This window comes from Micromonospora sp. DT62 (genome assembly GCF_049847285.1).
Classification (GTDB): Bacteria; Actinomycetota; Actinomycetes; order Mycobacteriales; family Micromonosporaceae; genus Micromonospora; species Micromonospora reichwaldensis.
Genome location: NZ_JBNCOB010000016.1, coordinates 61,814 through 85,578 on the forward strand (window position 1 = coordinate 61,814; position 23,765 = coordinate 85,578).

Below are 23,765 nucleotides of genomic sequence, written 5' to 3' on the forward strand. Positions count from 1 at the left end.
ACCACCTCGGTCGGAACGCGTGAGACCGGGCCTGTAGGCTTCATCGCCGCAGAACCCACCAAAGCTCTCCGGCCGTCAGGCCGGAAAGGCTGTCGACAGAGTCCTAAGCGCCGACCGGCGCGCCGGGCGTACGAACCAAGAAGTCCACAGGAGGACCCAGTGGCGAAGGCGAAGTTCGAGCGGACTAAGCCGCACGTCAACATCGGCACCATTGGTCACATCGACCACGGTAAGACGACGCTGACGGCGGCCATCACCAAGGTCCTGCACGACCAGTACCCCGACCTGAACCCTTACACGCCGTTCGACGAGATCGACAAGGCGCCGGAGGAGAAGGCCCGCGGCATCACGATCTCCATCGCGCACGTCGAGTACCAGACCGAGGCGCGGCACTACGCGCACGTCGACTGCCCCGGTCACGCCGACTACATCAAGAACATGATCACCGGTGCCGCCCAGATGGACGGCGCGATCCTGGTGGTCGCGGCGACCGACGGCCCGATGCCGCAGACCCGCGAGCACGTGCTGCTGGCCCGCCAGGTCGGCGTGCCGTACATCGTCGTGGCGCTCAACAAGAGCGACATGGTCGACGACGAGGAGCTCCTGGAGCTCGTCGAGCTCGAGGTCCGTGAGCTGCTGTCGAACCAGGAGTACCCGGGCGACGACCTGCCGGTCGTGCGGGTCTCCGCGCTGAAGGCCCTCGAGGGTGACCCCGAGTGGACCGGCAAGCTGCTCGACCTGATGACCGCGGTCGACACCGCGATCCCGCAGCCGGAGCGCGAGACCGAGAAGCCGTTCCTCATGCCCATCGAGGACGTCTTCACGATCACCGGTCGTGGCACGGTCGTCACCGGCCGCGCCGAGCGTGGCGTGCTCAAGCCGAACGAGGAGGTGGAGATCGTCGGCATCCGCGAGAAGTCGATGAAGACGACCTGCACCGGCATCGAGATGTTCCGCAAGCTGCTCGACGAGGCCCGCGCGGGCGAGAACGTCGGTCTGCTGCTGCGTGGCATCAAGCGCGAGGACGTCGAGCGCGGCATGGTCGTCATCAAGCCGGGCACCACGACCCCGCACACGGAGTTCGAGGCGACGGTCTACATCCTCTCCAAGGAGGAGGGTGGCCGCCACACCCCGTTCTTCCAGAACTACCGTCCGCAGTTCTACTTCCGGACCACGGACGTCACCGGTGTCGTCACCCTCCCCGAGGGCACCGAGATGGTCATGCCGGGTGACAACACCACCATGACGGTGAAGCTGATCCAGCCCATCGCCATGGAGGAGAACCTCAAGTTCGCGATCCGCGAGGGTGGCCGCACCGTCGGCGCCGGGTTCGTCACCAAGATCATCAAGTGAGCTAGGTAACCCCGATTAGACCCGCCGCCGGTCGTGCGGCATACTAGTCAGGTTGCGTAACGACAGTTCGCTGCCTGTGTTCGGCTTTCGCTGAACCTCCGGGTGGCAGAGCAGTCGAGCGTAGGGTGGTTGGCGGCCCGTCCGCCAACCACCCTCGCGCGGCGTTCAGGTCGCGGTAGTGCGATCGACGCCTTGACCCACCGCGCGGTCAGAGTCGCTCCGGAGTCCCGGGGCGGAGCCTGGCCCGAGGGCGCGACACGCCCGACCGCGGGGGTCGGCGAAGTGGGCCTGTGCCAGCCGGTACAGGCGCCCGCAACACAGCGGCATCGAGAGAAGGAACAGAAGCCACCATGGCGGGACAGAAGATCCGCATCCGGCTCAAGGCCTATGACCACGAGGTCGTCGACTCCTCGGCTCGGAAGATCGTCGAGACGGTGACGCGTACCGGGGCGCAGGTCGCGGGCCCGGTGCCGCTGCCCACGGAGATCAACCGTTTCTGCGTTATCCGCTCGCCGCACAAGTACAAGGACTCGCGCGAGCACTTCGAGATGCGCACGCACAAGCGGCTGATCGACATCATCGACCCGACCCCGAAGACGGTCGACTCGCTCATGCGCCTCGACCTGCCGGCTGGCGTCGACATCGAGATCAAGCTGTAGGGACCGGACAAATGGACAGGCAAGTCAAGGGGATCCTGGGCGCCAAGCTCGGCATGACCCAGGTCTGGGACAACAACCGTGTTGTCCCGGTGACCGTGGTCGAGGCCGGCCCGTGCGTCATCAGCCAGGTTCGTAGCGCCGAGAAGGACGGTTACTCCGCGGTCCAGCTCGCGTACGGCACGATCGACCCGCGCAAGGTCAAGAAGCCGATCAGCGGGCACTACGCGAAGGCCGACGTCGCGCCGCGCCGGCACATCGTCGAGCTGCGCACCGCCGACGCGGCGGACTACTCGCTCGGCCAGGAGATCACGGTCGAGGAGTTCCCGGCCGGCGTCTCCATCGACGTGACCGGCAAGACCAAGGGCAAGGGCTACGCCGGCCCGATGAAGCGGCACGGCTTCCACGGTCTGCGCGCCAGCCACGGTGTCGAGCGCAAGCACCGCTCGCCGGGCTCCATCGGCGCCTGCGCCACCCCGGGTCGTGTCTTCAAGGGCACCCGGATGGCCGGCCGCATGGGTGGCGTGCGCTACACCGTGCAGAACCTGACCGTTCAGGCGGTCGACACCGAGAACAACCTCCTGCTCGTCCGTGGCGCCATTCCCGGCCCCAAGGGCGCGCTGGTCCTGGTCCGTACCGCGGCCAAGACCAAGGCGAAGAAGGGCGGTGCGGCCAAGTGACCACCGTTGACGTCCTCACCGTCGAAGGCTCCAAGAGCGGCTCCGTCGAGCTGCCCGCCGACATCTTCGACGTCCAGGCCAACGTCGCGCTGATGCACCAGGTCGTGGTGGCCCAGCTCGCGGCGGCCCGGCAGGGCACGCACAAGGTCAAGACCCGCGGCGAGGTCGCCGGTGGCGGCAAGAAGCCGTACAAGCAGAAGGGCACCGGTCGCGCCCGGCAGGGCTCGATCCGCGCTCCGCAGTTCGCCGGCGGTGGCGTCGTGCACGGCCCCGTGCCGCGCGACTACAGCCAGCGGACCCCGAAGAAGATGAAGGCCGCCGCCCTGCGTGGCGCCCTCTCCGACCGGGCCCGCGCCGGGCAGGTGCACGTCGTCGAGGCGTTCGTCTCGGGTGAGAAGCCGTCGACCAAGGCCGCCCTGGCCACGCTGACGAAGCTGACCGAGGCCCGCCGGGTCCTGGTCGTGCTGAGCAGCACCGACGAGCTGAACTGGGTGTCGCTGCGCAACGAGCCGCGGGTGCACCTGATCGAGGCCGGCCAGCTCAACACGTACGACGTGCTGGTGGCCGACGACGTGGTCTTCACCAAGGACGCCCTGGACGAGTTCCTGGGTGTTCCCGCCGAGACCACCGAGGAGGGTGGCAAGTGAGCACGATCGCCGACCCGCGCGACATCATCGTGGCGCCGGTCGTCTCGGAGAAGAGCTACAGCGAGCTGAACCGCAACTGGTACACCTTCCTGGTGCACCCGGACGCGAACAAGACCGAGATCAAGATCGCGATCCAGCAGATCTTCGACGTCCGCGTCCTGACGGTCAACACGCTCAACCGCCAGGGCAAGCGCAAGCGGACCAAGACCGGTTTCGGGCAGCGTAAGGCCACCAAGCGGGCGATCGTGAAGCTGGCTGACGGTGACCGTATCGAGGCCTTCGGCGGCCCGGTCAGCTGAGGGGTGTAGACAATGGCTATCCGTAAGTACAAGCCGACGACGCCGGGCCGGCGTGGCTCCAGCGTCGCCGACTTCGCTGAGATCACCCGGTCGACGCCCGAGAAGTCGCTGCTGGCTCCGCTGCCGAAGAAGGGCGGGCGTAACGCCCACGGCCGGATCACCGCGCGGCACCACGGTGGCGGCCACAAGCGCCAGTACCGTCTGATCGACTTCAAGCGGGTCGACAAGGACGGCGTGCCGGCGAAGGTCGCCCACATCGAGTACGACCCGAACCGCACCGCGCGCATCGCGCTGCTGCACTACGCCGACGGCGAGAAGCGCTACATCCTCGCGCCGAAGGACATGAAGCAGGGCGACCGCGTCGAGTCGGGTCCGGGCGCCGACATCAAGCCGGGCAACAACCTGCCGCTGCGCAACATCCCGGTCGGTACCACGATCCACAACGTGGAGCTGCGTCCGGGCGGCGGCGCCAAGCTGGCCCGCTCGGCCGGCGTCGGCATCCAGCTGCTCGGCCGTGAGGGCGTGTACGCGACCCTGCGCATGCCGTCCGGCGAGATCCGGCGGGTCGACGTCCGCTGCCGCGCCAGCATCGGCGAGATCGGCAACGCCGACCAGTCGAACATCAACTGGGGCAAGGCCGGCCGTATGCGGTGGAAGGGCAAGCGCCCGACCGTCCGTGGTGTCGCGATGAACCCGGTCGACCACCCGCACGGTGGTGGTGAGGGTAAGACCTCCGGTGGTCGCCACCCGGTCAACCCGCAGGGTAAGCCCGAGGGCCGCACCCGTCGTAAGGGCCAGCCGAGTGACCGGCTGATCGTCCGCCGCCGCTACGCCACGCGTAAGCGCGGCTGAGGGAGATAAGACATGCCTCGCAGCCTGAAGAAGGGCCCGTTCATCGACGACCACCTGCTCAAGAAGGTGGAGACGCAGAACGACAAGGGCTCGAAGAACGTCATCAAGACCTGGTCGCGGCGCTCGACGATCATCCCGGAGATGCTGGGTCACACGATCGCCGTGCACGACGGACGCAAGCACGTCCCGGTGTTCGTGACCGAGGCGATGGTCGGGCACAAGCTCGGCGAGTTCGCGCTGACCCGCACGTTCAAGGGTCACGAGAAGGACGACCGGAAGAGCCGTCGGCGCTGACGCCGCGGGCATACGGATAGAGGAACAAGGGGTTACAGCGATGCCAGGAAAGGGCGACGCTCCGGTGCTTCCGGGCGCGCGGGCGATTGCGCGGCACGTGCGCATCTCGCCGATGAAGGCGCGCCGGGTGGTCAACCTCGTCCGCGGCCTGCCCGCGAAGGAGGCGCTCACGGTGCTGCAGTTCGCGCCGCAGGCTGCGAGCGAGCAGGTGTACAAGGTGCTCGCGAGCGCCATCGCCAACGCGGAGAACAACGAGCGGCTGGACCCCGACGCGCTGCTCGTCAGCGAGGCGTATGTCGACGAGGGCCCGACCATGAAGCGGTTCCAGCCGCGGGCGCAGGGCCGGGCGTACCGGATCCGCAAGCGCACCTGCCACATCACCGTCGCGGTGGAGGCGGTGGCGCCGGCCGCGCCGAAGAAGGCGGCCGCGAAGAAGGCTGCCCCGGCGAAGCAGGCGGAGCCGGCCGAGACGCAGAGCAAGACGGAGGACGCCGAGTAATGGGTCAGAAGGTTCACCCGCACGGGTTCCGGCTCGGCATCTCGACCGACTGGAAGTCCCGCTGGTTCGCGGACAAGCTCTACAAGGACTACATCGGCGAGGATGTCAAGATCCGCCGCATGATGTCCAAGGGCCTCGAGCGCGCCGGCATCTCCAAGGTCGACATCGAGCGCACCCGCGACCGGGTCCGCGTCGACATCCACACCGCCCGGCCGGGCATCGTCATCGGCCGTAAGGGTGCGGAGGCCGACCGGATCCGCGGCGAGCTCGAGAAGCTGACCGGCAAGCAGGTCCAGCTGAACATCATCGAGGTGAAGAACCCCGAGTCGGACGCGCAGCTCGTCGCACAGGGTGTGGCCGAGCAGCTCTCCAGCCGGGTCAGCTTCCGTCGGGCGATGCGCAAGGCCATGCAGTCCGCGATGAAGAACCCGGTCTGCAAGGGCATCCGGGTCCAGGTCTCGGGTCGCCTCGGCGGCGCCGAGATGAGCCGGACCGAGTTCTACCGCGAGGGCCGGGTTCCGCTGCACACGCTGCGGGCCAACATCGAGTACGGCTTCTTCGAGGCCCGTACGAGCTTCGGCCGGATCGGCGTGAAGGTCTGGATCTACAAGGGCGACGCGGTGCCGGGTCGGGAGACCCCGACCGAGGCTCCGTCGCGTCCGCGCCGTGACCGTGGCGACCGCCCGGAGCGGCCGCGCCGTGGCCGGTCCGGCTCGTCCGGCACGACCGCCGGCGGGACCGAGGCCGGCCGGGCCGCCGCCGCGACGACCATCGCGCAGCAGGCCGAGACGCCGAGTGGTGACGCGGTGGATCCCGCCGCCGTCGCCGCCGCGGCAGAAACGCAGCAGGAGGGCTGACAGATGCTGATGCCGCGCAAGCCCCCGAAGGGCTTCCGCAAGCCGCACCACCCGGACCGCAGTGGCGCGTCCAAGGGTGGTAACCGGGTGGTGTTCGGCGAGTTCGGGATCCAGGCTCTCGAGCCGGCGTACGTGACGAACCGCCAGATCGAGTCGGCGCGTATCGCGATGACCCGCCACATCAAGCGTGGTGGCAAGGTCTGGATCACGATCTTCCCGGACCAGGCTCTCACCAAGAAGCCGGCGGAGACCCGGATGGGTTCCGGTAAGGGCTCGCCCGAGTGGTGGGTCGCCAACGTCAAGCCGGGGCGGGTTCTCTTCGAGATGTCCTTCCCCAACGAGCAGATCGCGCGAGAGGCGATGCGTCGCGCGATCCACAAGCTCCCGATGAAGTGCCGCATTGTTACGCGCGAAGTGGGTGAATCCTGATGGCAGCGGGCGTTAAGGCCTCCGAGCTGCGTGAGCTCTCCGAGGAGGAGCTGGTCACGAAGCTGCGCGAGGCCAAGGCGGAGCTGTTCAACCTCCGCGTGCAGGCCGCGACCGGCCAGCTGGACAACAACCGGCGGCTGCAGGTCATCCGTCGGGAGATCGCCCGGATCTACACGATCATGCGTGAGCGCGAGCTGGGTCTCTCGGCCGCGCCGACTGAGGTGACTGCATCATGAGCGAGAACACCACCGCCGCCGCCGCGCGGGCCCGCCGCAAGGTGCGTGAGGGCCTCGTGGTCAGCGACAAGATGGAAAAGACCGTCGTCGTCGAGGTCGAGGACCGGGTCAAGCACGCGCTGTACGGCAAGATCATGCGCCGTACGCGCAAGTTGAAGGTGCACGACGAGCAGAACACCGCCGGCATCGGCGACCGGGTCTCGATCATGGAGACCCGGCCGCTGTCCGCCACGAAGCGGTGGCGGATCGTGGAGATCCTGGAAAAGGCCAAGTAGCGAAGGCTCGAGCTCGCCCGGCGTCAGTCGGGCGCGGGTTCCGCCAGGCTCCGGCCGCCATGCGCGGCCGGAGAACCGGCAGACATAGGAGATAGACGTGATTCAGCAGGAGTCGCGACTGCGCGTCGCCGACAACACGGGTGCCCGGGAGATCCTGTGCATCCGGGTTCTCGGTGGCTCCGGTCGGCGCTACGCGAGTATCGGCGACGTCATTGTGGCCACCGTCAAGGACGCGATCCCGGGTGCCGGTGTGAAGAAGGGCGACGTCGTCAAGGCCGTCGTCGTTCGCACCGCCAAGGAGAGGCGGCGGCCGGACGGTTCGTACATCCGCTTCGACGAGAACGCCGCCGTCATCATCAAGGACGGCGGGGACCCGCGCGGTACCCGCATCTTCGGCCCGGTGGGCCGGGAGCTGCGGGACAAGCGGTTCATGAAGATCATCTCTCTCGCGCCGGAGGTGTTGTGACCGTGAAGGTCAAGAAGGGCGACACGGTCGTCGTCATCGCCGGCAAGGACAAGGGTGCCAAGGGTAAGGTCATCGCGGCCTACCCGCGGCAGGACAAGGTCCTGGTCGAGGGCGTGAACCGGGTCAAGAAGCACACCCGCATCAGCACCACCCAGCGTGGCGCCAAGACCGGTGGCATCGTCACCCAGGAGGCCCCGATCCACGTCTCGAACGTGCAGGTCCTGGACTCCGACGGCAAGCCGACCCGCGTCGGTTACCGGATCGACGACAACGGCCAGAAGGTCCGCATCGCGCGTAGCACCGGTAAGGACCTGTGATGACCACGGCTACCGAAACCAAGACCATGCCGCGCCTCAAGGAGCGGTACCGCAACGAGATCGTGGCGCAGCTGCAGGAGCAGCACCAGTTCGGTAACCCGATGCAGGTGCCGCGGCTCGTCAAGATCGTCGTCAACATGGGTGTCGGCGAGGCCGCCCGGGACGCCAAGCTGATCGACGGCGCCGTCCGGGACCTGGCCACCATCACCGGCCAGAAGCCGCAGGTGCGGCGGGCGACCAAGTCCATCGCGCAGTTCAAGCTCCGCGAGGGCATGCCGATCGGCGCGAAGGTGACCCTTCGCGGCGACCGGATGTGGGAGTTCCTGGACCGGCTGCTGTCGATCGCGCTGCCGCGTATCCGTGACTTCCGCGGTCTGGACGGGCGCAAGCTCGACGGGCACGGCAACTACACGTTCGGTCTGACCGAGCAGTCGGTGTTCCACGAGATCGACCAGGACAAGATCGATCGGCAGCGGGGCATGGACATCACGGTGGTCACGACCGCCACGACCGACGACGAGGGCCGGGCGCTGCTCAAGCTCCTGGGCTTCCCGTTCAAGGAGAACTGAGATGGCCAAGAAGGCGCTGATCATCAAGGCGGCCGCGAAGCCGAAGTTCTCGGTTCGCGCGTACACCCGCTGCCAGCGGTGCGGGCGTCCCAAGGCGGTCTACCGCAAGTTCGGTCTCTGCCGGGTCTGCATCCGGGAGATGGCCCACCGCGGTGAGCTGCCGGGCGTGTCCAAGGCTTCCTGGTAAGGGCAACCGCGTCCCGGCCTTCGGGCCGGGACCCCTTGCACCGATCACGTATTGCTCTTCGCCGTAGGCCCGGGGCGTATCGCCTCGGGAACCCCGGCGAGAAAGGCTGACGAAATCCATGACGATGACCGACCCGATCGCAGACATGCTCACGCGTCTGCGTAACGCCAACCAGGCGTACCACGACCAGGTGACGATGCCCTACTCGAAGATCAAGGCGAACATCGCCGAGGTCCTCAAGGCCGAGGGCTACATCGCCACCTGGTCGGTCGAGGAGCCCGAGGAGGGCGCCGTCGGCAAGCGACTGGTCGTCGAGCTGAAGTACGGCCAGAACCGGGAGCGGAGCCTGGCCGGCATCAAGCGAGTGTCCAAGCCCGGTCTGCGGGTTTACGCCAAGTCGGACGGGCTCCCGCGGGTGCTCGGCGGGCTGGGCGTGGCGATCATTTCGACGTCCCAGGGGCTGCTCACCGACCGGCAGGCCCGCAAGCGGAGCGTTGGCGGGGAAGTCCTCGCCTTCGTCTGGTAACGGGAGACAGGTAGAAATGTCGCGTATTGGACGTAAGTCGATCCCGGTGCCGACCGGCGTCGACATCACGATCGACGGGCAGACCGTCAAGGTCAAGGGCCCGAAGGGCGAGCTCTCGCACACCCTGGCCGAGCCGATCACGGTCGACCGGGCCGAGGACGGGCAGCTGAACGTCAACCGCCCGAACGACGAGCGCAAGGCCAAGGAACTGCACGGCCTCAGCCGTACCCTGGTCGCCAACATGATCGTCGGCGTCACCGAGGGCTACCGCAAGAGCCTGGAGATCGCCGGCACCGGTTACCGCGTGACCGCCAAGGGCAAGGACCTGGAGTTCGCGCTCGGGTTCTCGCACCCGGTGCACGTGCCGGCGCCGGACGGCATCACCTTCACGGTGGAGAGGCCGACGCTGTTCCACGTGGCCGGCATCGACAAGCAGCTCGTCGGTGAGGTTGCCGCCAACATCCGGAAGATCCGCCCGCCGGAGCCCTACAAGGGCAAGGGCGTGAAGTACCAGGGCGAGGTCATCCGCCGCAAGGCTGGAAAGGCAGGTAAGAAGTGAGCGCCACGCTGCTCAAGCGCCGCCGCGGCGTCGCCGCCAAGCGTGCCGTCGGGCGTGCGCGCCGGCACTTCCGGGTCCGCAAGAACGTCAGCGGCACCGCCGAGCGTCCCCGCCTCGTGGTCACCCGCTCCCTGCGGCACATCGTCGCCCAGATCGTGGACGACACCAAGGGTCACACCCTGGCGTCGGCCTCGACCCTGGACGCCTCGCTGCGCGGCACGGAGGGCGACAAGAGCGCCCTGGCCGGCAAGGTCGGCGCCCTGCTCGCCGAGCGCGCCAAGGCCGCCGGCGTCTCCAAGGTCGTCTTCGACCGCGGTGGCAACCGGTACGCGGGGCGGGTCGCCGCGCTTGCCGACGCCGCCCGCGAAGCCGGGCTCGAGTTCTAGAAACCCCGTCACGAGAGAGAAGGAAGGCTGCTGATGCCAGGTCAACAGCGCCGTGGCGGCGGGTCCGGTGGCAACGAGGGTGGTCGCCGCGACAACCGCCGTGAGGGCGGCCGCGGAAACGCGCCCGTCGAGAAGACCCCGCACCTCGAGCGGGTCGTCGCGATCAACCGCGTCGCCAAGGTCGTGAAGGGCGGTCGTCGCTTCAGCTTCACCGCCCTGGTGATCGTGGGCGACGGCGACGGCACCGTCGGTGTGGGCTACGGAAAGGCCAAGGAGGTGCCCGCGGCGATCGCCAAGGGCGTCGAGGAGGCCAAGAAGCACTTCTTCAAGGTGCCGCGGATCGCCGCGTCGATCCCGCACCCGGTGACGGGTGAGGCCGCGGCCGGTGTGGTGCTGCTCAAGCCGGCGTCCGCCGGTACGGGTGTCATCGCCGGTGGCCCGGTGCGTGCCGTGCTGGAGTGCGCGGGTATCCACGACGTGCTCTCCAAGAGCCTCGGTTCGTCGAACCCGATCAACATCGTGCACGCCACTGTGGCGGCGCTGAAGGGGCTCGAGTCCCCCGAGGCCGTCGCCGCCCGTCGTGGCCTGCCGGTCGAGGACGTCGCGCCGGCCGCCATGCTGGCGTCGCGGGCGGGGGTGGCTTCCTGATGGCTCGCCTGAAGGTCACCCAGGTCCGGTCCGGGATCGGGACCAAGCAGAACCAGCGTGACTCGCTGCGTTCGCTCGGTCTCAAGCGGATCAACGACGTGGTGGTCAAGGAGGACCGTCCGGAGATCCGCGGCATGATCTTCGCGGTCAACCACCTCGTGAAGGTCGAGGAGGTCGAGTAATGACGATCAAGGTCCACCACCTGCGCCCGGCGCCCGGTGCCAAGACCGCGAAGACCCGTGTGGGTCGCGGTGAGGGCTCCAAGGGCAAGACCGCCGGTCGCGGTACCAAGGGTTCCAAGGCCCGTAAGAACATCTCGGCGGCGTTCGAGGGTGGGCAGATGCCCATCCACATGCGCCTGCCGAAGATGAAGGGCTTCAAGAACAAGTTCAAGGTGGTCTTCCAGGTGGTCAACCTGGACCGGCTCGCCGAGCTGTTCCCGAACGGCGGCCAGGTCGGCCCGCTCGAGCTGGTCGAGGCCGGTGCGGTCCGCAAGGGCCACCCGGTCAAGGTCCTCGGCACCGGGGACCTGGGCGGTGTCGCTCTCCAGGTGTCGGCGCACGCGTTCAGCGCGTCGGCCAAGGAGAAGATCACCGCCGCCGGTGGCTCCGTCACCGAGCTGTAAGGGCTGCACGATCCACGGCGCCCGCTCAGTTGTCGAAACTGGGCGGGCGTCATGGTCTGCCTGGCATGTGTGCGCCGGGTAACATCGGATTCGGTTTATGTAGCCGGGCACATCTGCCCGGACGGGGATCGGGCTGTTAGAGTCCCTTCCCAGCCATGGATATCGGGCACTCGCCCGGCACCCAACCCGCCCCGCCAGGGATCACCGGCGGCCCGCCTCGCGCAGGAGGAAGAAGTTGCTGTCCGCCTTTCTCAGTGCGTTCCGTACGCCTGACCTGCGCAAGAAGCTGCTGTTCACAGTAGGCATCATCGCGGTCTACCGGCTCGGGGCGACGCTGCCCAGCCCGGGTGTCTCGTACGGCAACGTCCAGAAGTGCATCGACGCCATGGAGACCGGCTCCACGGGCGTGATGAACCTGCTCAACCTCTTCTCCGGCGGCGCGCTGCTGCAGCTCTCGGTCTTCGCGCTGGGCATCATGCCCTACATCACAGCGTCGATCATCCTGCAGCTGCTGACGGTGGTGATCCCCCGGCTGGAGCAGCTCCGCAAGGAGGGCCAGTCCGGCCAGGCGAAGATCACCCAGTACACCCGCTACCTGACCCTGGGCCTGGGTGTCCTCCAGGCGTCGGCGTTCGTGGCGCTGGCCCGCTCCGGGCAGCTCTTCAACAACCAGTGCGACCAGTTCCCGATCATCCCCGAGGGGACCGGGATCCCGGACTGGCTGACCCTCAGCCTCCTGGTCATGACGATGACCGCCGGCACCGGCGTGGTGATGTGGCTCGGCGAGCTGATCACCGACCGGGGCGTCGGCAACGGCATGTCCGTCCTGATCTTCACCTCGATCGCCGCCCGGCTGCCCAGCGAGGGCTGGCAGATCAAGCAGACCGGTGGCTGGGGCAAGTTCCTGCTCGTCATCGCGCTGGTCCTGGTGGTCATCACCGCGGTCACCTTCATCGAGCAGGCGCAGCGCCGGATCCCGGTGCAGTACGCCAAGCGCATGATCGGCCGGCGGATGTACGGCGGCACCTCGACCTACATCCCGCTGAAGGTCAACCAGGCGGGTGTCATCCCGGTCATCTTCGGCTCCTCGCTGCTCTACCTGCCCCAGCTGGCGCTGCAGTTCTTCGACCAGAACAACCCGGGCAAGACGCAGGCGTGGATCCAGAACAACCTGGTGGACCCGACCAGCCCGATCTACATCGCGGTCTACTTCCTGCTGATCATCTTCTTCACGTACTTCTACGTCTCGATCACGTTCAACCCGACCGAGGTCGCGGACAACATGAAGAAGTACGGCGGTTTCGTGCCGGGCATCCGCCCGGGCAAGCCGACCGCCGACTACCTCGACTTCATCCTCAGTCGGATCACGCTGCCGGGCGCCCTGTACCTGGGCATCATCTCGATCCTGCCGAACTTCTTCTTCATCTGGCTGGACAAGCAGCAGTACCTGAACTTCCCGTTCGGCGGCACCGCTGTGCTGATCATGGTCGGCGTCGGTCTGGAGACCACGAAGCAGATCGAGAGCCAACTCATGCAGCGGAACTACGAAGGGTTCCTGCGGTAGATGAGACTCGTTCTGGTTGGCCCGCCGGGTGCGGGCAAGGGCACGCAGGCCGAGTTCATCGCCGCGCACCTCTCGGTCCCGAAGATCTCGACCGGCGACATCTTCCGGTCGAACGTCTCGCAGGGCACCCCGCTCGGCGTCGAGGCGAAGCGCTACATGGACGCCGGCGAGCTGGTGCCCGACGAGGTCACCATCAACATGGTGCGGGACCGGCTCGCCGAGCCGGACGCCTCCGAGGGCTTCCTGCTCGACGGGTTCCCGCGCACGACGCCGCAGGCCGCCGCGCTGGACAAGCTCCTCGCCGACCTGGGCACCGCGCTGGACCTGGTGCTGGAGCTGGTCGTCGACGACGACGAGGTGATCCGGCGGCTCTCCGGTCGGCGTACCTGCCGGGGGTGCGGCAAGATCTGGCACGTCGAGTTCGACGCCACCTCGCGTGACGACATCTGCGACCGGTGCGGCGCCGAGCTGTTCCAGCGCGACGACGACAAGCCGGAGACCATCGCCACCCGCCTGCGCGAGTACGCGGACAAGACCGCGCCGCTGGTCGACTACTACGGCGCCCAGGGCAAGCTGGTGGGCATCGACGCCACCGGTCCGGTGGAGGACGTCACCGTCCGCGCCATCGACGCCCTGCGCTCGTACGGCGGCTGACGTCCCGCCGGGTTCCGGCGGATAGAGTGCGAAGAGCGGGGTACGCCTGACGTGCCCCGCTCTTCGGCATCTGCAACGAAAGGTAACGGCTCCATGCGTCGTCCCCAGCTGGACATCCAGCTGAAGACCCCTGACCAGATCGAGAAGATGCGGGCCGCCGGGCTGGTGGTTGCCGAGGCGCTGCGTCGGATGCGGGAGGCGGTCGCCCCAGGGGTCAGCACCGCCGACCTGGACGCCATCGCCGAGTCGACCATCCGCGAAGCCGGTGCCGTCCCCTCCTTCAAGGGCTACCACGGCTTTCCCGCGTCGATCTGCTCGTCCGTCAACGAGCAGGTCGTGCACGCCATCCCGTCGGCGCGGCAGGTGCTCCGCGACGGGGACATGATCTCCATCGACTGCGGTGCGGTGCTCGACGGCTGGCACGGCGACGCCGCCATCACCGTCGGGGTGGGCGAGGTCGAACCGGCGCTGCTGAAGATGGCGGCCGTGGCCGAGGACGCCATGTGGGCGGGCATCGCCGCAGGCGCTCGCGGCGCGGCCAGCGGCAAGGGCCGGCTGACCGACATCTCGCACGCCGTCGAGGACGCGGTCCGCAAGGGCGGGCGGTACGGCATCGTCGACGGCTACGGCGGGCACGGCATCGGCACCGAGATGCACCAGGATCCGCACGTGCTCAACCACGGGCGGCCGGGCAAGGGCCCGCGCCTGGTGCCGGGCATGGCGCTGGCCATCGAGCCGATGATCACGATGGGCTCGCCCCGGACGGTCGAGCTCTCCGACGGCTGGACGGTGATCACCCGGGACCGGTCGATGGCGGTGCACGTCGAGCACACGATGGCGCTGCTCCCGGACGGCGTCTGGGTGCTGACCGCGCCGGACGGCGGGCGCGCCCGCCTGGGCGAGCTCGTCACCTCCCGGCAGCCCGCGGACTCGCCGGCCCGCTGAGCCCCCCAGCCGCGCTCCGCCGCGTCCCGTCCTCCCGCCCGCTGAGGCGCGCACCAGCCGCGCCGAGGGGCCGGAGGGCGACACGCCCCAAGGGCCTGGACGGCGACCGCCCCAGGGCCCAGACGGCGACTCGAACCGAGAGCCTCGACGGCGACTCGAACCGAGAGCCTCGACGGCGACTCGAACCGAGGGCACGGACGGCGACGCGCACCGAGAGCCCGAGGGCGACCGCACCGAGGGCCTCGACGGCGACTCGAACCGAGGGCCCGGATGGCGACCGCCCACAGGGCCCGGACGGCCCCGCGCACCGAGGGCCGGAGTCGCGGGGCCCGGCTGCGCGATGCCGGACCGGCACGTGTCCGGCTCCGCCGCCCCGCCCGCTGGCCGGGGCACCCGCCCGCGTCTCGGACGCGCAGCGGCGGGAGGGGCAGCAGCGGGAGAGGCAGCGGCTGGTGGAGCGGTGGCATGCTTGCGGGCATGGAGGGACGCGACGGGATGCGGGCCGCCGACGCCGACCGCCAGGCGCTGGCGGAGCGGCTGCGGCTGGCCGTCGACGAGGGCCGGCTGGACCTGCACGAGTACGACGAGCGGTTGCAGCGGGCGTACGCCGCGCGCACCTACGGCGAGCTGGACGCGCTGGCGATCGACCTGCCGGCGCCGGCGGCCCTGGCGGCGTCGGAGCTCGCCCCGCGGCCGGAGACCGTCCCGTCGCCGGCGGAGGGTGTCCGGTCGTCGGCGACCTCGTCCGTGACGGCCCGGTGGCTGGCCGAGGTCTGGCTGCCGTACCTGCGGGTGGTCGCGATCACGGTGACCGTCTGGGCGGTGACGTCCGCGCTCTCCACGGATCTGCTCTACTTCTGGCCCGTCTGGGTGGCCGGGCCGTGGGGAGGGGTGCTCGTGGTGCGCACGGTCGCCGGCCTCGTCGGCGGGGAGCCGCGGCGGGAGGCTGAGCAGCGGGACCGGCGGCGCGAGCGCCGCCGGGCGAAGCGGGCGCGCAAGCGGGAGCTGGCTGCCGGCGAGGAGGATCGCCACGGGCCGGTGCGGGAGCTGCCGGCGGCCCAGCGGGAAGGCCTGCCCGGCGGGGCCGACGCCGAGGTGTGAATGGCCCGTTCCGTCCGGTTCGACGCACCGATTCCCGGCCGGTTTGGCGACGGCCCGCAGGCGGGCGTACACTTTCTGATCGGCGCACAGCGTCCACTCCGGCATGCCCACCCTGCGCTTCGGTGGGAGCCGGAGCCGCGGCTGGCGCGGGCAATCTGATCTTGATCGGTGGCCCGTGTAAGACGTTGTGGGCCGTCCGGAGTAACCGACGTCAGGACAGCGGAGGACATGCCGAAAAAAGACGGAGCCATCGAGATCGAGGGTCGGGTCATCGAGCCCCTGCCGAACGCCATGTTCCGGGTGGAGCTCGCGAACGGCCACAAGGTGCTGGCTCACATCAGCGGCAAGATGCGGCAGCACTACATCCGCATCCTGCCGGAAGACCGGGTCGTCGTCGAACTCTCGCCGTACGACCTGACCCGCGGGCGCATCGTCTACCGCTACAAGTAAGCCTGACGGCGGCCGGGACGTCCCCGTGTCCGTCTTCGACGTCCGGTTGTCGCGCCTCGGCGCGTCGTCGGGCCAGATGGGAAGTAAGGCAACCGTGAAGGTCAAGCCGAGCGTCAAGAGGATCTGCAACAAGTGCCGGGTCATTCGCCGGCACGGCCGGGTCATGGTCATCTGCACCGACCCGCGCCACAAGCAGCGCCAGGGCTGAACCAGTTCCGGCCGGCCGTGTGACAACGGTCGGTCGAAATCGGTCCGGGCCGCGGATCCAGACAACGAATCACATGCTCGTCCCAGCCGCGGGCGGTGCGCATCGCGTACCTCATCGTGGTTGACCCCCGGTCGGAGGCCGGGGCCCGCTCGGGCAGCGACCGACCTGGTCGCCGGCGCACGACGCCGGTGACGGAACGGTCGGTAGCGGGGTGGGACGGGTCCACACCTCCGCCAGAACATCACGAGGAGTACGCCCGCACATGGCACGTCTAGTCGGCGTCGACCTCCCCCGCGAGAAGCGGATGGAGATCGCGCTCACCTACATCTTCGGCGTGGGTCGCACCCGGGCCCTGGAGACGCTCTCTGCCACCGGCATCTCGCCGGACAAGCGCGTCCGGGACCTCACGGACGAGGAGCTGGTCCAGCTCCGTAACCACATCGAGGGCAACTACAAGGTTGAAGGCGACCTGCGCCGCGAGGTCGCCGCTGACATCCGCCGCAAGGTCGAGATCGGCTGCTACGCGGGTATCCGGCACCGCCGGGGCCTGCCCGTGCGTGGCCAGCGGACCAAGACCAACGCGCGGACCCGCAAGGGCCCGAAGCGGACCGTCGCCGGCAAGAAGAAGCCCGGCAAGAAGTAATAGGAGCGCACAGACTTATGCCACCGAAGGCTCGTGCCGGAGCCGCCGTCAAGAAGGTCCGGCGCAAGGAACGCAAGAACGTCGCCCACGGGCAGGCGCACATCAAGAGCACCTTCAACAACACCATCGTGTCGATCACCGACCCGACTGGTGCGGTCATCTCCTGGGCCTCCTCGGGCCAGGTGGGCTTCAAGGGCTCCCGCAAGTCGACCCCGTTCGCCGCGCAGCTGGCCGCCGAGGCCGCCGCGCGTCGGGCCATGGAGCACGGCATGCGCAAGGTCGACGTGTTCGTCAAGGGACCCGGCTCCGGCCGGGAGACCGCCATCCGTTCGCTGCAGGCAGCCGGGCTCGAGGTCGGGCAGATCGCCGACGTCACGCCCCAGCCGCACAACGGGTGCCGTCCGCCGAAGCGTCGCCGGGTCTGAGAGGTTAGAGAGAGATGGCTCGTTACACCGGTGCTGACTGCCGCCGTTGCCGGCGGGAGAAGATGAAGCTGTTCCTCAAGGGCAGCAAGTGCGATGGCCCGAAGTGCCCGTTCGAGTCCCGGCCGTTCCCGCCCGGGCAGCACGGCCGCGGCCGCACGAAGGAGACGGAGTACCTGCTCCAGCTCCGTGAGAAGCAGAAGGCCCGCCGCGTGTACGGCGTGCTGGAGAAGCAGTTCCGCGGCTACTACGAAGAGGCCGTGGGCAAGAAGGCCAAGACCGGTGAGGTTCTCCTGCAGATCCTCGAGTCGCGGCTGGACAACGTGGTCTACCGGGCGGGCTACGCCCAGTCCCGGGACATGGCCCGCCAGCTGGTCAAGCACGGCCACTTCACCGTGAACGGCAAGAAGGTCGACATCCCGTCGTACCGCGTCAAGGAGCACGACATCATCGAGGTCCGGGGCAAGAGCAAGGAGCTCACCCCGTTCATCGTCGCGCAGGCTCAGGCCGGCTCGAAGTCGGTTCCGGCGTGGCTGGAGGCTATCCCCAGCCAGATGAAGGTGCTCGTGCACTCGCTCCCGGCCCGGCAGGTCATCGACACGCAGGTCCAGGAGCAGCTGATCGTCGAGCTCTACTCCAAGTAGTCGGAGCTCGTTGCGGTGGCCCGCCCTTCCGGGGCGGGCCACCGGAACAGTTTGTCGTGGGCGTCATATGGCGGGCGCCCCGGAAGAGAAGAGAAGACATGCTCATCAGCCAGCGACCGACTCTCTCCGAGGAGTCGATCAACGAGACCCGGTCCCGGTTCACGATCGAGCCGCTGGAGCCGGGCTTCGGGTACACCCTGGGCAACTCGCTGCGGCGCACGCTGCTGTCGTCGATCCCGGGTGCGGCGGTCACCTCGATCAAGATCGACGGCGTGCTGCACGAGTTCACCACGATCCCCGGTGTCAAGGAGGACGTGGTCGAGCTCGTCATGAACATCAAGGAGCTCTGCGTCAGCTCCGAGCACGACGAGCCGGTCAGCATGTACCTGCGCAAGCAGGGCCCGGGCGACGTGACGGCGGGCGACATCCAGCCGCCGGCCGGCGTCTCGGTGCACAACCCGGACCTGAAGCTCGCCACCCTCAACGGCAAGGGCCGGCTCGACATGGAGCTGACCGTCGAGCGGGGTCGCGGCTACGTCACGGCGGCGCAGAACAAGCAGGCCGGCGCCGAGATCGGCCGGATCCCGGTCGACTCGATCTACTCGCCGGTGCTGAAGGTGACGTACCGCGTCGAGGCGACCCGTGTCGAGCAGCGGACCGACTTCGACCGGCTGATCATCGACGTCGAGACCAAGCCGTCGATGGGCCCGCGTACCGCGCTGGCCTCCGCCGGCTCGACGCTGGTGGAGCTGTTCGGTCTGGCCCGGGAGCTGGACGAGACCGCCGAGGGCATCGACATCGGGCCGTCCCCGCAGGACGCCCAGCTCGCGGCCGACCTGGCGCTGCCGATCGAGGAGCTGGACCTGACCGTCCGCTCCTACAACTGCCTCAAGCGCGAGGGCATCAACTCCGTTGGTGAGCTCATCGGGCGTACCGAGGCCGACCTCCTCGACATCCGCAACTTCGGTCAGAAGTCGATCGACGAGGTCAAGATGAAGCTCGCCGGGATGGGTCTGGGGCTGAAGGACTCGGCCCCGAACTTCGACCCGGCGCACGTCGTGGACGCCTTCGGCGAGGCCGACTACGACACCGACGACTATCGCGAGACCGAGCAGCTCTAGTCCGCGCTGCCGCCACACCTGAGGAGCACCAAGCATGCCCACGCCCACCAAGGGCCCCCGCCTCGGCGGCAGCCCCGCGCACGAGCGGCTGATGCTGGCCAACCTGGCCACTGCGCTGTTCCAGCACGGCAAGATCAAGACCACCGAGACGAAGGCCCGGCGGCTGCGTCCGCTGGCCGAGCAGCTCATCACCAAGGCCAAGCGCGGCGACCTGGCGTCCCGCCGGCGGGTGCTGGGCGTCGTCAAGGACAAGGACGTGGTCTACGCCCTGTTCGACCAGATCGCCCCCCGGTTCGCCACCCGCAACGGTGGCTACACCCGGATCGTGAAGACCGGTCCGCGCAAGGGTGACAACGCGCCGATGGCGATCATCGAGCTGGTCGAGGAGCTTCAGGTCGCCGAGCCGAAGGCGAACAAGAAGACCGCCGCCCGCAAGGCCGCGCAGCAGGACAAGGTCGAGGCGCTCGCCCCGGCCGAGGAGGCCCCGAAGTCGGACTCGGGCGACCAGGACGCCGAGGCGCCCGTGTCGGCGTCCGGCGACACCGCCGCCGCCCGCGAGGACAGCGACGAGGCCGGCGAGAACGACAAGGCCTGATCCAGGCCACCGTCGGGCCCGGCACCCCCTCGCGGGGTGCCGGGCCCGACCCCGTGAGGCGGAGGTACGAGTGGACGAGCGCATCCGGCTGCGGCTGGACGTCGCGTACGACGGGTCGGGCTTCTCCGGTTGGGCCGCCCAGCCCACCCGGCGCACGGTCGCCGGGGTGCTCGTGGAGACCCTCGACCTGGTCCTCGGCGCGGGTACGGCGACCGGCCTGACCGTGGCGGGCCGCACCGACGCCGGGGTGCACGCCACGGGGCAGGTCTGCCACCTCGACCTGCCGGCCGCCGTGTGGCGGGAGCACGACGGACGGCTGCTGCGCCGACTGGCCCGGCTGCTCCCCACCGACGTCCGGGTACGCGCGATGGCCGAGGTCCCCGCCGACTTCGACGCCCGGTTCTCGGCCACCTTCCGCCGCTACGAGTACCGCGTGACCGACGCGCCGTGGGGCGCCGAGCCGCTGCGCCGGCACGAGATCCTGGCCTGGCCGAAGCCGCTGGACCTGGCCGCGCTGAACGCCGCCGCGGCGGGACTGGTGGGGGAGCACGACTTCGCCGCGTACTGCCGGCGCAAGGAGAACGCCACCACGCTGCGCGAGGTGACCCGGCTGGACTGGCGGCGGGACCCGGACGGGATCCTCGTGGCCACCGTGCAGGCCGACGCGTTCTGCCAGGCGATGGTGCGCAGCCTCGTCGGCGCCATGCTGGTCGCCGGCGACGGGCGCCGGCCGGCCGAGTGGCCGGGCAGCCTGCTGGCCCGCCGGGAACGCTCCAGCGAGGTGACCGTGGCACCGGCGCACGGGCTGACCCTGGTCGCCGTCGGCTACCCCGAGGACCCGGCCGAGTACGCCCACCGGGCCGAGGCGACCCGCCGGCTGCGTGTACCCGTGGAGGGCTGACCGGCCGGGGCCCGCCTCCCGGCACCCGGTCCAGGCGGAGCATCGTCGAGCGTCAAGGAGCGCAAGCCGTGCAGGAACCTCGCCGTGGACGGGACCTCGGCATCGTCGTCGGGACGCTGCCGACGGGACCGCTGAACGCCGTCACCGACGTGGCCGGCGTGCGGGTGGGCCACACCACGCTTGTCGACGGGGAGAGCATCCGCAGCGGGGTGACGGCGATCGTCCCGGACCAGCTGACCGACCGCCGGTCGCTGCCGGCGGGGCTGTTCGTGGGCAACGGGCACGGCAAGATGGTCGGCTCGACCCAGGTGGCCGAGCTGGGCGAGATCGAGACGCCGGTGGTGCTGACCGCGACGCTGTCGACGTTCCGGGCCGCGGACGCGCTGGTCACGTACATGCTCGGGCAGCCGGGCCGGGAGACGGTCGAGTCGCTGAACCCGGTGGTGGCGGAGACCAACGACGGGTTCCTCTCCGACATCCGGGCGCGGCCGGTGCGGGAGCAGCACGTCCTCGCGGCGCTGGCGGAGGCCCGCGGCGGACTGCCCGCGGAGGGTGCCGTCGGCGCCGGTACGGGCACGGCGGCCCTCGGCTTCAAGGCCGGCATCGGCACGTCCTCGCGGCTCGCCACGACCTCCCGTGGCGCGGTCACCGTCGGTGTGCTGGTGCAGTCCAACTTCTCCGGCCTGCTACAGGTGTGCGGGGTGCCGATCCGGCCCGAGCAGGTGGGAGTGCCGAGCCTGTCGCTGCCGGTCCGGCCGGAGCAACCGGGGAACTCCTGCGTCATCGTGGTCGCCACGGACGGCCGCCTCGACGCGCGGCAGCTGGGTCGGGTGGCCCGCCGGGCCATCTTCGCCATGGCGCGGGTCGGTTCGGACTTCGCCGGCGGCAGCGGCGACTACGCCTTGGCGTTCTCCACCGCCGACACGCAGACGCCGACGGCGCCCGAATCAGACCTGGAGCCGGTCTTCGCGGCGGTGCTGGAGGCCGCGGAGGAGGCACTGCTGAACTCGCTGTTCATGGCGCGCACCACCGTCGGAGTCAAGGGGCGGGTCAGGTACGCGGTCCCGCACGACCGGATGCTCGACCTGTTACGGGCACACCGGGTCGAGCTCCGGACGTAGGCGGCCGGTGGCGGGACGCGGAACGGGTACGCGGCCGTGGCCCACGTACCCGTTGCGCGCGCTCGCCGTCGCGGCCCGGTCAGTCGCCCCCGTCCTGCCTGCCGGTGTCGCTCGCGCCCTCGTCGGTCGGCTGGCCGGCCGTGCCGCCGTCCGCCCGGCGCTCCAGCACGCCCCGGTTGAGGTGCAGCTCGATCATGTCGAAGAGGATCTCCCGGGCCTTCGTGTCGCCGGACCTGATCGTCTCGCCGTCGCTGCGGGTGACCACCGCGTACGCGAGGTAGTGGCCGCGCACCTGCCAGCCGACGCGGGCCGGCGCGGTGGCGATCGCCGCGCTGTCCTCGTCGGCCGCCATGCCCCGGAACCGGCCCTCCCGCTCGTCGAGCAGCAGCCGGATCCGGTCCCGGGCGCGTTCGGCGTTGGCCCGGTCGGTCAGGTTGAACAAGCCGGTGGTGACGAGGTGGCCGCCGTCGGGCGTCCGCAGCGTGGCCCGGACCACCTGGGTGCAGCCGAGGCGGACCAGCAGGTCGGCGACCTCCCCGGTGGCCGCCACCGCGCAGGCGGCGCTGGACTGGCTCTTCAACACCTTGTAGGCGGGCTCCCCGTCCGCGACGACGAGCTGCTTGCCGGGGAAGAGTTCCTTGGCGGTCAGCGGCGCCTGGTCGGTGTCCCGCGAGTCGAGCGGCTGCGCCCCGACGTCGGCGGACTCGGCCGCCTCCGGTCGGGATGTGGGCGTGTTCTGCGGCGTCCCGTCGCGCTCGGCCAGCAGGGCGGCGGCGCCGAGCCCGCAGAGCGCGAGCAGCGCGAGGACGGCCGCGCCGCCGACCACGACCTGCCACAACCTGCCGCCGCCACCCCGCTGCGACCGCCCTGCTGACGGCGGCGACTCGACCGGCGCGGGCGACTCGACCGGCGGAGGGGGCTCGACCGGCGCGGGCGGCCGGGCCGGCGACTGCACCTCGGCGGGCGTCCGCACGTGGGCGGGCGGCGGTGGCGACACCTGCGTCGCGGCGCGGCCCGGCTCCGGCGCGGCGGAGGGCAGCGCGATCCGGTTGGCGCGGGGCAGCGACGGCGTCGGGAAGCGGGACGGGGAGGGGCCGGCGGAGGGAGGCGGACCAGCACCGAGCACCGGCCCGTCGGACCCGGGCTCCGGGTACTCCATGAATGCGTCCTCATCGGACTCGTACCGATACACCATGTCGCCCAGAGTAGGAGGCATTGTCCCTTTAGGTGCGAATAATGGGAAATTGTGGGCGGAGTCGTTTCGGCTCGTGCTGGACACCGGCGTCGCCGGGCCCGCGTCGAGCGGGGCCGCGCCGGCCTGCCCAGTCCCGCGCCGGCGTGGCGCGCCTGCACCGCCGGGCCGGGCCGGGCCGGGTCCGCGCCGGCGTGGCCGGCGGCGGTGCGAGAATTGCCGGCGTGACCGGCGACCACTACTTCACCGCTGAGCCCACGACCGCCGCCACCCCGCGCGAGGTCGAGTTCTCCGTCGCTGGCCGCGACTACACCCTGGCCTCCTCCGCCGGCGTCTTCTCCGCCGCCCGCCTCGACCCTGGCACGGCGGTGCTGCTGCGCAAGGCCGAGCTGCCGTCCGCCGGGGCCGCTGGCGCCCTGCTCGATCTCGGCTGCGGATTCGGCCCGATCACCTGCGTACTCGCCAGTTCCGCCCCCACGGCGACCGTGTGGGCCGTCGACGTCAACGAACGGGCCCGGGAACTCACCGCGGCCAACGCCGCGCGGGTCGGCGCGGCCGACCGGGTACACGTCGCCGCGCCGGACGACGTACCCGCCGACCTGAGCTTCGCCGAGATCTGGTCCAACCCCCCGATCCACGTCGGCAAGGACGAACTGCACGCGATCCTGCTGCGCTGGCTGCCCCGACTCGCCCCGGACGGCGTGGCCTGGCTGGTGGTGGCCCGCTATCTCGGCGGGGACTCGTTGCAGCGCTGGCTCGTCGAGCAGGGCTGGCAGGCGGGGCGCCACGCCAGCCAGAAGGGCTACCGGGTGCTGCGGGTCACCCGGTAATTGGTTGGGCCGTC

The 23,765-nt window shown here is 69.8% G+C and carries 37 protein-coding genes; 36 read left to right on the forward strand and 1 reads right to left on the reverse strand.

Features of this window, described 5'->3' with window-relative positions; genetic code table 11:
* The first annotated feature begins 159 nt into the window (after positions 1 to 159).
* The 35 genes from tuf to ACPXCB_RS21225 all read left to right on the forward strand — a co-directional run bounded on the left by tuf (position 160) and on the right by ACPXCB_RS21225 (position 21,729).
* Positions 160 to 1,353: an elongation factor Tu gene (gene tuf / locus ACPXCB_RS21055; RefSeq protein WP_151453326.1), complete on the forward strand. Its 1,194-nt coding sequence runs from the start codon at positions 160 to 162 to the stop codon at positions 1,351 to 1,353.
* Positions 1,354 to 1,703: 350 nt separating this feature from the next.
* Positions 1,704 to 2,012: a 30S ribosomal protein S10 gene (gene rpsJ / locus ACPXCB_RS21060; protein ID WP_007073037.1), complete on the forward strand. Its 309-nt coding sequence runs from the start codon at positions 1,704 to 1,706 to the stop codon at positions 2,010 to 2,012.
* 11 nt (positions 2,013 to 2,023) lie between these two features.
* Entirely contained in the window at positions 2,024 to 2,689 is a 666-nt protein-coding gene (gene rplC, locus ACPXCB_RS21065; RefSeq protein WP_121399890.1) for a 50S ribosomal protein L3, read from the forward strand.
* Complete coding sequence (rplD, locus tag ACPXCB_RS21070; RefSeq protein WP_151453328.1) at positions 2,686 to 3,336, forward strand: 50S ribosomal protein L4; 651 nt, start codon at positions 2,686 to 2,688, stop codon at positions 3,334 to 3,336. The genes rplC and rplD overlap by 4 nt, the downstream gene beginning before the upstream one ends.
* Positions 3,333 to 3,635: a 50S ribosomal protein L23 gene (gene rplW / locus ACPXCB_RS21075; protein ID WP_088998352.1), complete on the forward strand. Its 303-nt coding sequence runs from the start codon at positions 3,333 to 3,335 to the stop codon at positions 3,633 to 3,635. The genes rplD and rplW overlap by 4 nt, the downstream gene beginning before the upstream one ends.
* A 12-nt stretch (positions 3,636 to 3,647) precedes the next feature.
* The gene (gene rplB / locus ACPXCB_RS21080; RefSeq protein WP_091627702.1) at positions 3,648 to 4,487 is read left to right on the forward strand and encodes a 50S ribosomal protein L2; all 840 of its coding nucleotides are present in this window, start codon (positions 3,648 to 3,650) and stop codon (positions 4,485 to 4,487) included.
* Between the two features lie 12 nt (positions 4,488 to 4,499).
* On the forward strand, positions 4,500 to 4,781 hold the full coding sequence (gene rpsS, locus ACPXCB_RS21085) for a 30S ribosomal protein S19 (RefSeq protein ID WP_088647003.1): 282 nt from the start codon (positions 4,500 to 4,502) through the stop codon (positions 4,779 to 4,781).
* 40 nt (positions 4,782 to 4,821) lie between these two features.
* Complete coding sequence (gene rplV, locus ACPXCB_RS21090; protein ID WP_327029602.1) at positions 4,822 to 5,280, forward strand: 50S ribosomal protein L22; 459 nt, start codon at positions 4,822 to 4,824, stop codon at positions 5,278 to 5,280.
* Positions 5,280 to 6,137: a 30S ribosomal protein S3 gene (rpsC, locus tag ACPXCB_RS21095; protein WP_151453330.1), complete on the forward strand. Its 858-nt coding sequence runs from the start codon at positions 5,280 to 5,282 to the stop codon at positions 6,135 to 6,137. The genes rplV and rpsC overlap by 1 nt, the downstream gene beginning before the upstream one ends.
* Before the next feature lie 3 nt (positions 6,138 to 6,140).
* The gene (gene rplP, locus ACPXCB_RS21100; RefSeq protein ID WP_007465292.1) at positions 6,141 to 6,566 is read left to right on the forward strand and encodes a 50S ribosomal protein L16; all 426 of its coding nucleotides are present in this window, start codon (positions 6,141 to 6,143) and stop codon (positions 6,564 to 6,566) included.
* Entirely contained in the window at positions 6,566 to 6,802 is a 237-nt protein-coding gene (rpmC, locus tag ACPXCB_RS21105) for a 50S ribosomal protein L29 (protein ID WP_007073028.1), read from the forward strand. The genes rplP and rpmC overlap by 1 nt, the downstream gene beginning before the upstream one ends.
* Positions 6,799 to 7,077: a 30S ribosomal protein S17 gene (gene rpsQ, locus ACPXCB_RS21110; RefSeq protein WP_425877312.1), complete on the forward strand. Its 279-nt coding sequence runs from the start codon at positions 6,799 to 6,801 to the stop codon at positions 7,075 to 7,077. The genes rpmC and rpsQ overlap by 4 nt, the downstream gene beginning before the upstream one ends.
* Before the next feature lie 97 nt (positions 7,078 to 7,174).
* Positions 7,175 to 7,543: a 50S ribosomal protein L14 gene (gene rplN, locus ACPXCB_RS21115; protein WP_007465279.1), complete on the forward strand. Its 369-nt coding sequence runs from the start codon at positions 7,175 to 7,177 to the stop codon at positions 7,541 to 7,543.
* Positions 7,540 to 7,860 (forward strand): 50S ribosomal protein L24, encoded by a 321-nt coding sequence (gene rplX / locus ACPXCB_RS21120; protein ID WP_007465276.1) that lies wholly within the window; start codon positions 7,540 to 7,542, stop codon positions 7,858 to 7,860. Before rplN ends, rplX begins: the two co-directional genes overlap by 4 nt.
* Positions 7,860 to 8,429: a 50S ribosomal protein L5 gene (gene rplE, locus ACPXCB_RS21125; RefSeq protein WP_132230905.1), complete on the forward strand. Its 570-nt coding sequence runs from the start codon at positions 7,860 to 7,862 to the stop codon at positions 8,427 to 8,429. Before rplX ends, rplE begins: the two co-directional genes overlap by 1 nt.
* A 1-nt stretch (position 8,430) precedes the next feature.
* Positions 8,431 to 8,616, forward strand: coding sequence for a type Z 30S ribosomal protein S14 (locus ACPXCB_RS21130; protein ID WP_007465272.1), 186 nt, complete (start codon positions 8,431 to 8,433; stop codon positions 8,614 to 8,616).
* Positions 8,617 to 8,734: 118 nt separating this feature from the next.
* Positions 8,735 to 9,142 carry a 30S ribosomal protein S8 gene (rpsH, locus tag ACPXCB_RS21135; protein ID WP_073828943.1) on the forward strand — a complete coding sequence of 136 codons (408 nt, stop codon included), beginning with the start codon at positions 8,735 to 8,737 and terminating at the stop codon, positions 9,140 to 9,142.
* Positions 9,143 to 9,158: 16 nt separating this feature from the next.
* Positions 9,159 to 9,701, forward strand: coding sequence for a 50S ribosomal protein L6 (gene rplF, locus ACPXCB_RS21140; protein ID WP_425877313.1), 543 nt, complete (start codon positions 9,159 to 9,161; stop codon positions 9,699 to 9,701).
* Entirely contained in the window at positions 9,698 to 10,087 is a 390-nt protein-coding gene (gene rplR / locus ACPXCB_RS21145; RefSeq protein ID WP_088998360.1) for a 50S ribosomal protein L18, read from the forward strand. The genes rplF and rplR overlap by 4 nt, the downstream gene beginning before the upstream one ends.
* A gap of 33 nt (positions 10,088 to 10,120) precedes the next feature.
* Positions 10,121 to 10,735, forward strand: coding sequence for a 30S ribosomal protein S5 (gene rpsE / locus ACPXCB_RS21150; protein ID WP_132230907.1), 615 nt, complete (start codon positions 10,121 to 10,123; stop codon positions 10,733 to 10,735).
* Positions 10,735 to 10,917 carry a 50S ribosomal protein L30 gene (gene rpmD, locus ACPXCB_RS21155; RefSeq protein WP_179801875.1) on the forward strand — a complete coding sequence of 61 codons (183 nt, stop codon included), beginning with the start codon at positions 10,735 to 10,737 and terminating at the stop codon, positions 10,915 to 10,917. The genes rpsE and rpmD overlap by 1 nt, the downstream gene beginning before the upstream one ends.
* Entirely contained in the window at positions 10,917 to 11,360 is a 444-nt protein-coding gene (rplO, locus tag ACPXCB_RS21160; RefSeq protein WP_121399885.1) for a 50S ribosomal protein L15, read from the forward strand. The genes rpmD and rplO overlap by 1 nt, the downstream gene beginning before the upstream one ends.
* A 235-nt stretch (positions 11,361 to 11,595) precedes the next feature.
* Entirely contained in the window at positions 11,596 to 12,924 is a 1,329-nt protein-coding gene (secY, locus tag ACPXCB_RS21165; RefSeq protein ID WP_425877314.1) for a preprotein translocase subunit SecY, read from the forward strand.
* Positions 12,925 to 13,578, forward strand: coding sequence for an adenylate kinase (locus ACPXCB_RS21170; RefSeq protein ID WP_425877315.1), 654 nt, complete (start codon positions 12,925 to 12,927; stop codon positions 13,576 to 13,578).
* A gap of 93 nt (positions 13,579 to 13,671) precedes the next feature.
* Positions 13,672 to 14,523 carry a type I methionyl aminopeptidase gene (gene map / locus ACPXCB_RS21175; RefSeq protein ID WP_425877316.1) on the forward strand — a complete coding sequence of 284 codons (852 nt, stop codon included), beginning with the start codon at positions 13,672 to 13,674 and terminating at the stop codon, positions 14,521 to 14,523.
* Between the two features lie 477 nt (positions 14,524 to 15,000).
* Complete coding sequence (locus ACPXCB_RS21180) at positions 15,001 to 15,624, forward strand: DUF1707 SHOCT-like domain-containing protein (RefSeq protein WP_425877317.1); 624 nt, start codon at positions 15,001 to 15,003, stop codon at positions 15,622 to 15,624.
* Positions 15,625 to 15,852: 228 nt separating this feature from the next.
* The gene (infA, locus tag ACPXCB_RS21185; protein ID WP_007073013.1) at positions 15,853 to 16,074 is read left to right on the forward strand and encodes a translation initiation factor IF-1; all 222 of its coding nucleotides are present in this window, start codon (positions 15,853 to 15,855) and stop codon (positions 16,072 to 16,074) included.
* 94 nt (positions 16,075 to 16,168) lie between these two features.
* Positions 16,169 to 16,282 carry a 50S ribosomal protein L36 gene (gene rpmJ / locus ACPXCB_RS21190; RefSeq protein ID WP_012184307.1) on the forward strand — a complete coding sequence of 38 codons (114 nt, stop codon included), beginning with the start codon at positions 16,169 to 16,171 and terminating at the stop codon, positions 16,280 to 16,282.
* A 262-nt stretch (positions 16,283 to 16,544) separates the two neighbouring features.
* On the forward strand, positions 16,545 to 16,925 hold the full coding sequence (gene rpsM, locus ACPXCB_RS21195; protein WP_088998365.1) for a 30S ribosomal protein S13: 381 nt from the start codon (positions 16,545 to 16,547) through the stop codon (positions 16,923 to 16,925).
* A 17-nt stretch (positions 16,926 to 16,942) separates the two neighbouring features.
* Entirely contained in the window at positions 16,943 to 17,350 is a 408-nt protein-coding gene (rpsK, locus tag ACPXCB_RS21200; protein WP_020513613.1) for a 30S ribosomal protein S11, read from the forward strand.
* 14 nt (positions 17,351 to 17,364) lie between these two features.
* Positions 17,365 to 17,991 (forward strand): 30S ribosomal protein S4, encoded by a 627-nt coding sequence (gene rpsD / locus ACPXCB_RS21205; RefSeq protein ID WP_151453335.1) that lies wholly within the window; start codon positions 17,365 to 17,367, stop codon positions 17,989 to 17,991.
* Positions 17,992 to 18,089: 98 nt separating this feature from the next.
* The gene (locus ACPXCB_RS21210) at positions 18,090 to 19,112 is read left to right on the forward strand and encodes a DNA-directed RNA polymerase subunit alpha (protein WP_013735931.1); all 1,023 of its coding nucleotides are present in this window, start codon (positions 18,090 to 18,092) and stop codon (positions 19,110 to 19,112) included.
* Between the two features lie 34 nt (positions 19,113 to 19,146).
* On the forward strand, positions 19,147 to 19,707 hold the full coding sequence (rplQ, locus tag ACPXCB_RS21215) for a 50S ribosomal protein L17 (RefSeq protein ID WP_350820879.1): 561 nt from the start codon (positions 19,147 to 19,149) through the stop codon (positions 19,705 to 19,707).
* Between the two features lie 70 nt (positions 19,708 to 19,777).
* Complete coding sequence (gene truA, locus ACPXCB_RS21220) at positions 19,778 to 20,608, forward strand: tRNA pseudouridine(38-40) synthase TruA (RefSeq protein ID WP_425877318.1); 831 nt, start codon at positions 19,778 to 19,780, stop codon at positions 20,606 to 20,608.
* 68 nt (positions 20,609 to 20,676) lie between these two features.
* A complete protein-coding gene (locus ACPXCB_RS21225) occupies positions 20,677 to 21,729 on the forward strand; it encodes a P1 family peptidase (protein WP_425877319.1) in 1,053 nt (350 codons plus the stop codon).
* A 79-nt stretch (positions 21,730 to 21,808) separates the two neighbouring features.
* Here the strand turns inward: ACPXCB_RS21225 and ACPXCB_RS21230 are convergent, their stop codons facing one another.
* Positions 21,809 to 22,924, reverse strand: coding sequence for a hypothetical protein (locus ACPXCB_RS21230; RefSeq protein WP_425877320.1), 1,116 nt, complete (start codon positions 22,922 to 22,924; stop codon positions 21,809 to 21,811).
* Between the two features lie 221 nt (positions 22,925 to 23,145).
* On the opposite strand from ACPXCB_RS21230, the gene ACPXCB_RS21235 reads away from it, so the two are divergent.
* Positions 23,146 to 23,751, forward strand: a complete 606-nt coding sequence (locus ACPXCB_RS21235; RefSeq protein ID WP_425877321.1) for a class I SAM-dependent methyltransferase — start codon at positions 23,146 to 23,148, stop codon at positions 23,749 to 23,751.
* The last annotated feature ends 14 nt before the right edge of the window (positions 23,752 to 23,765 follow it).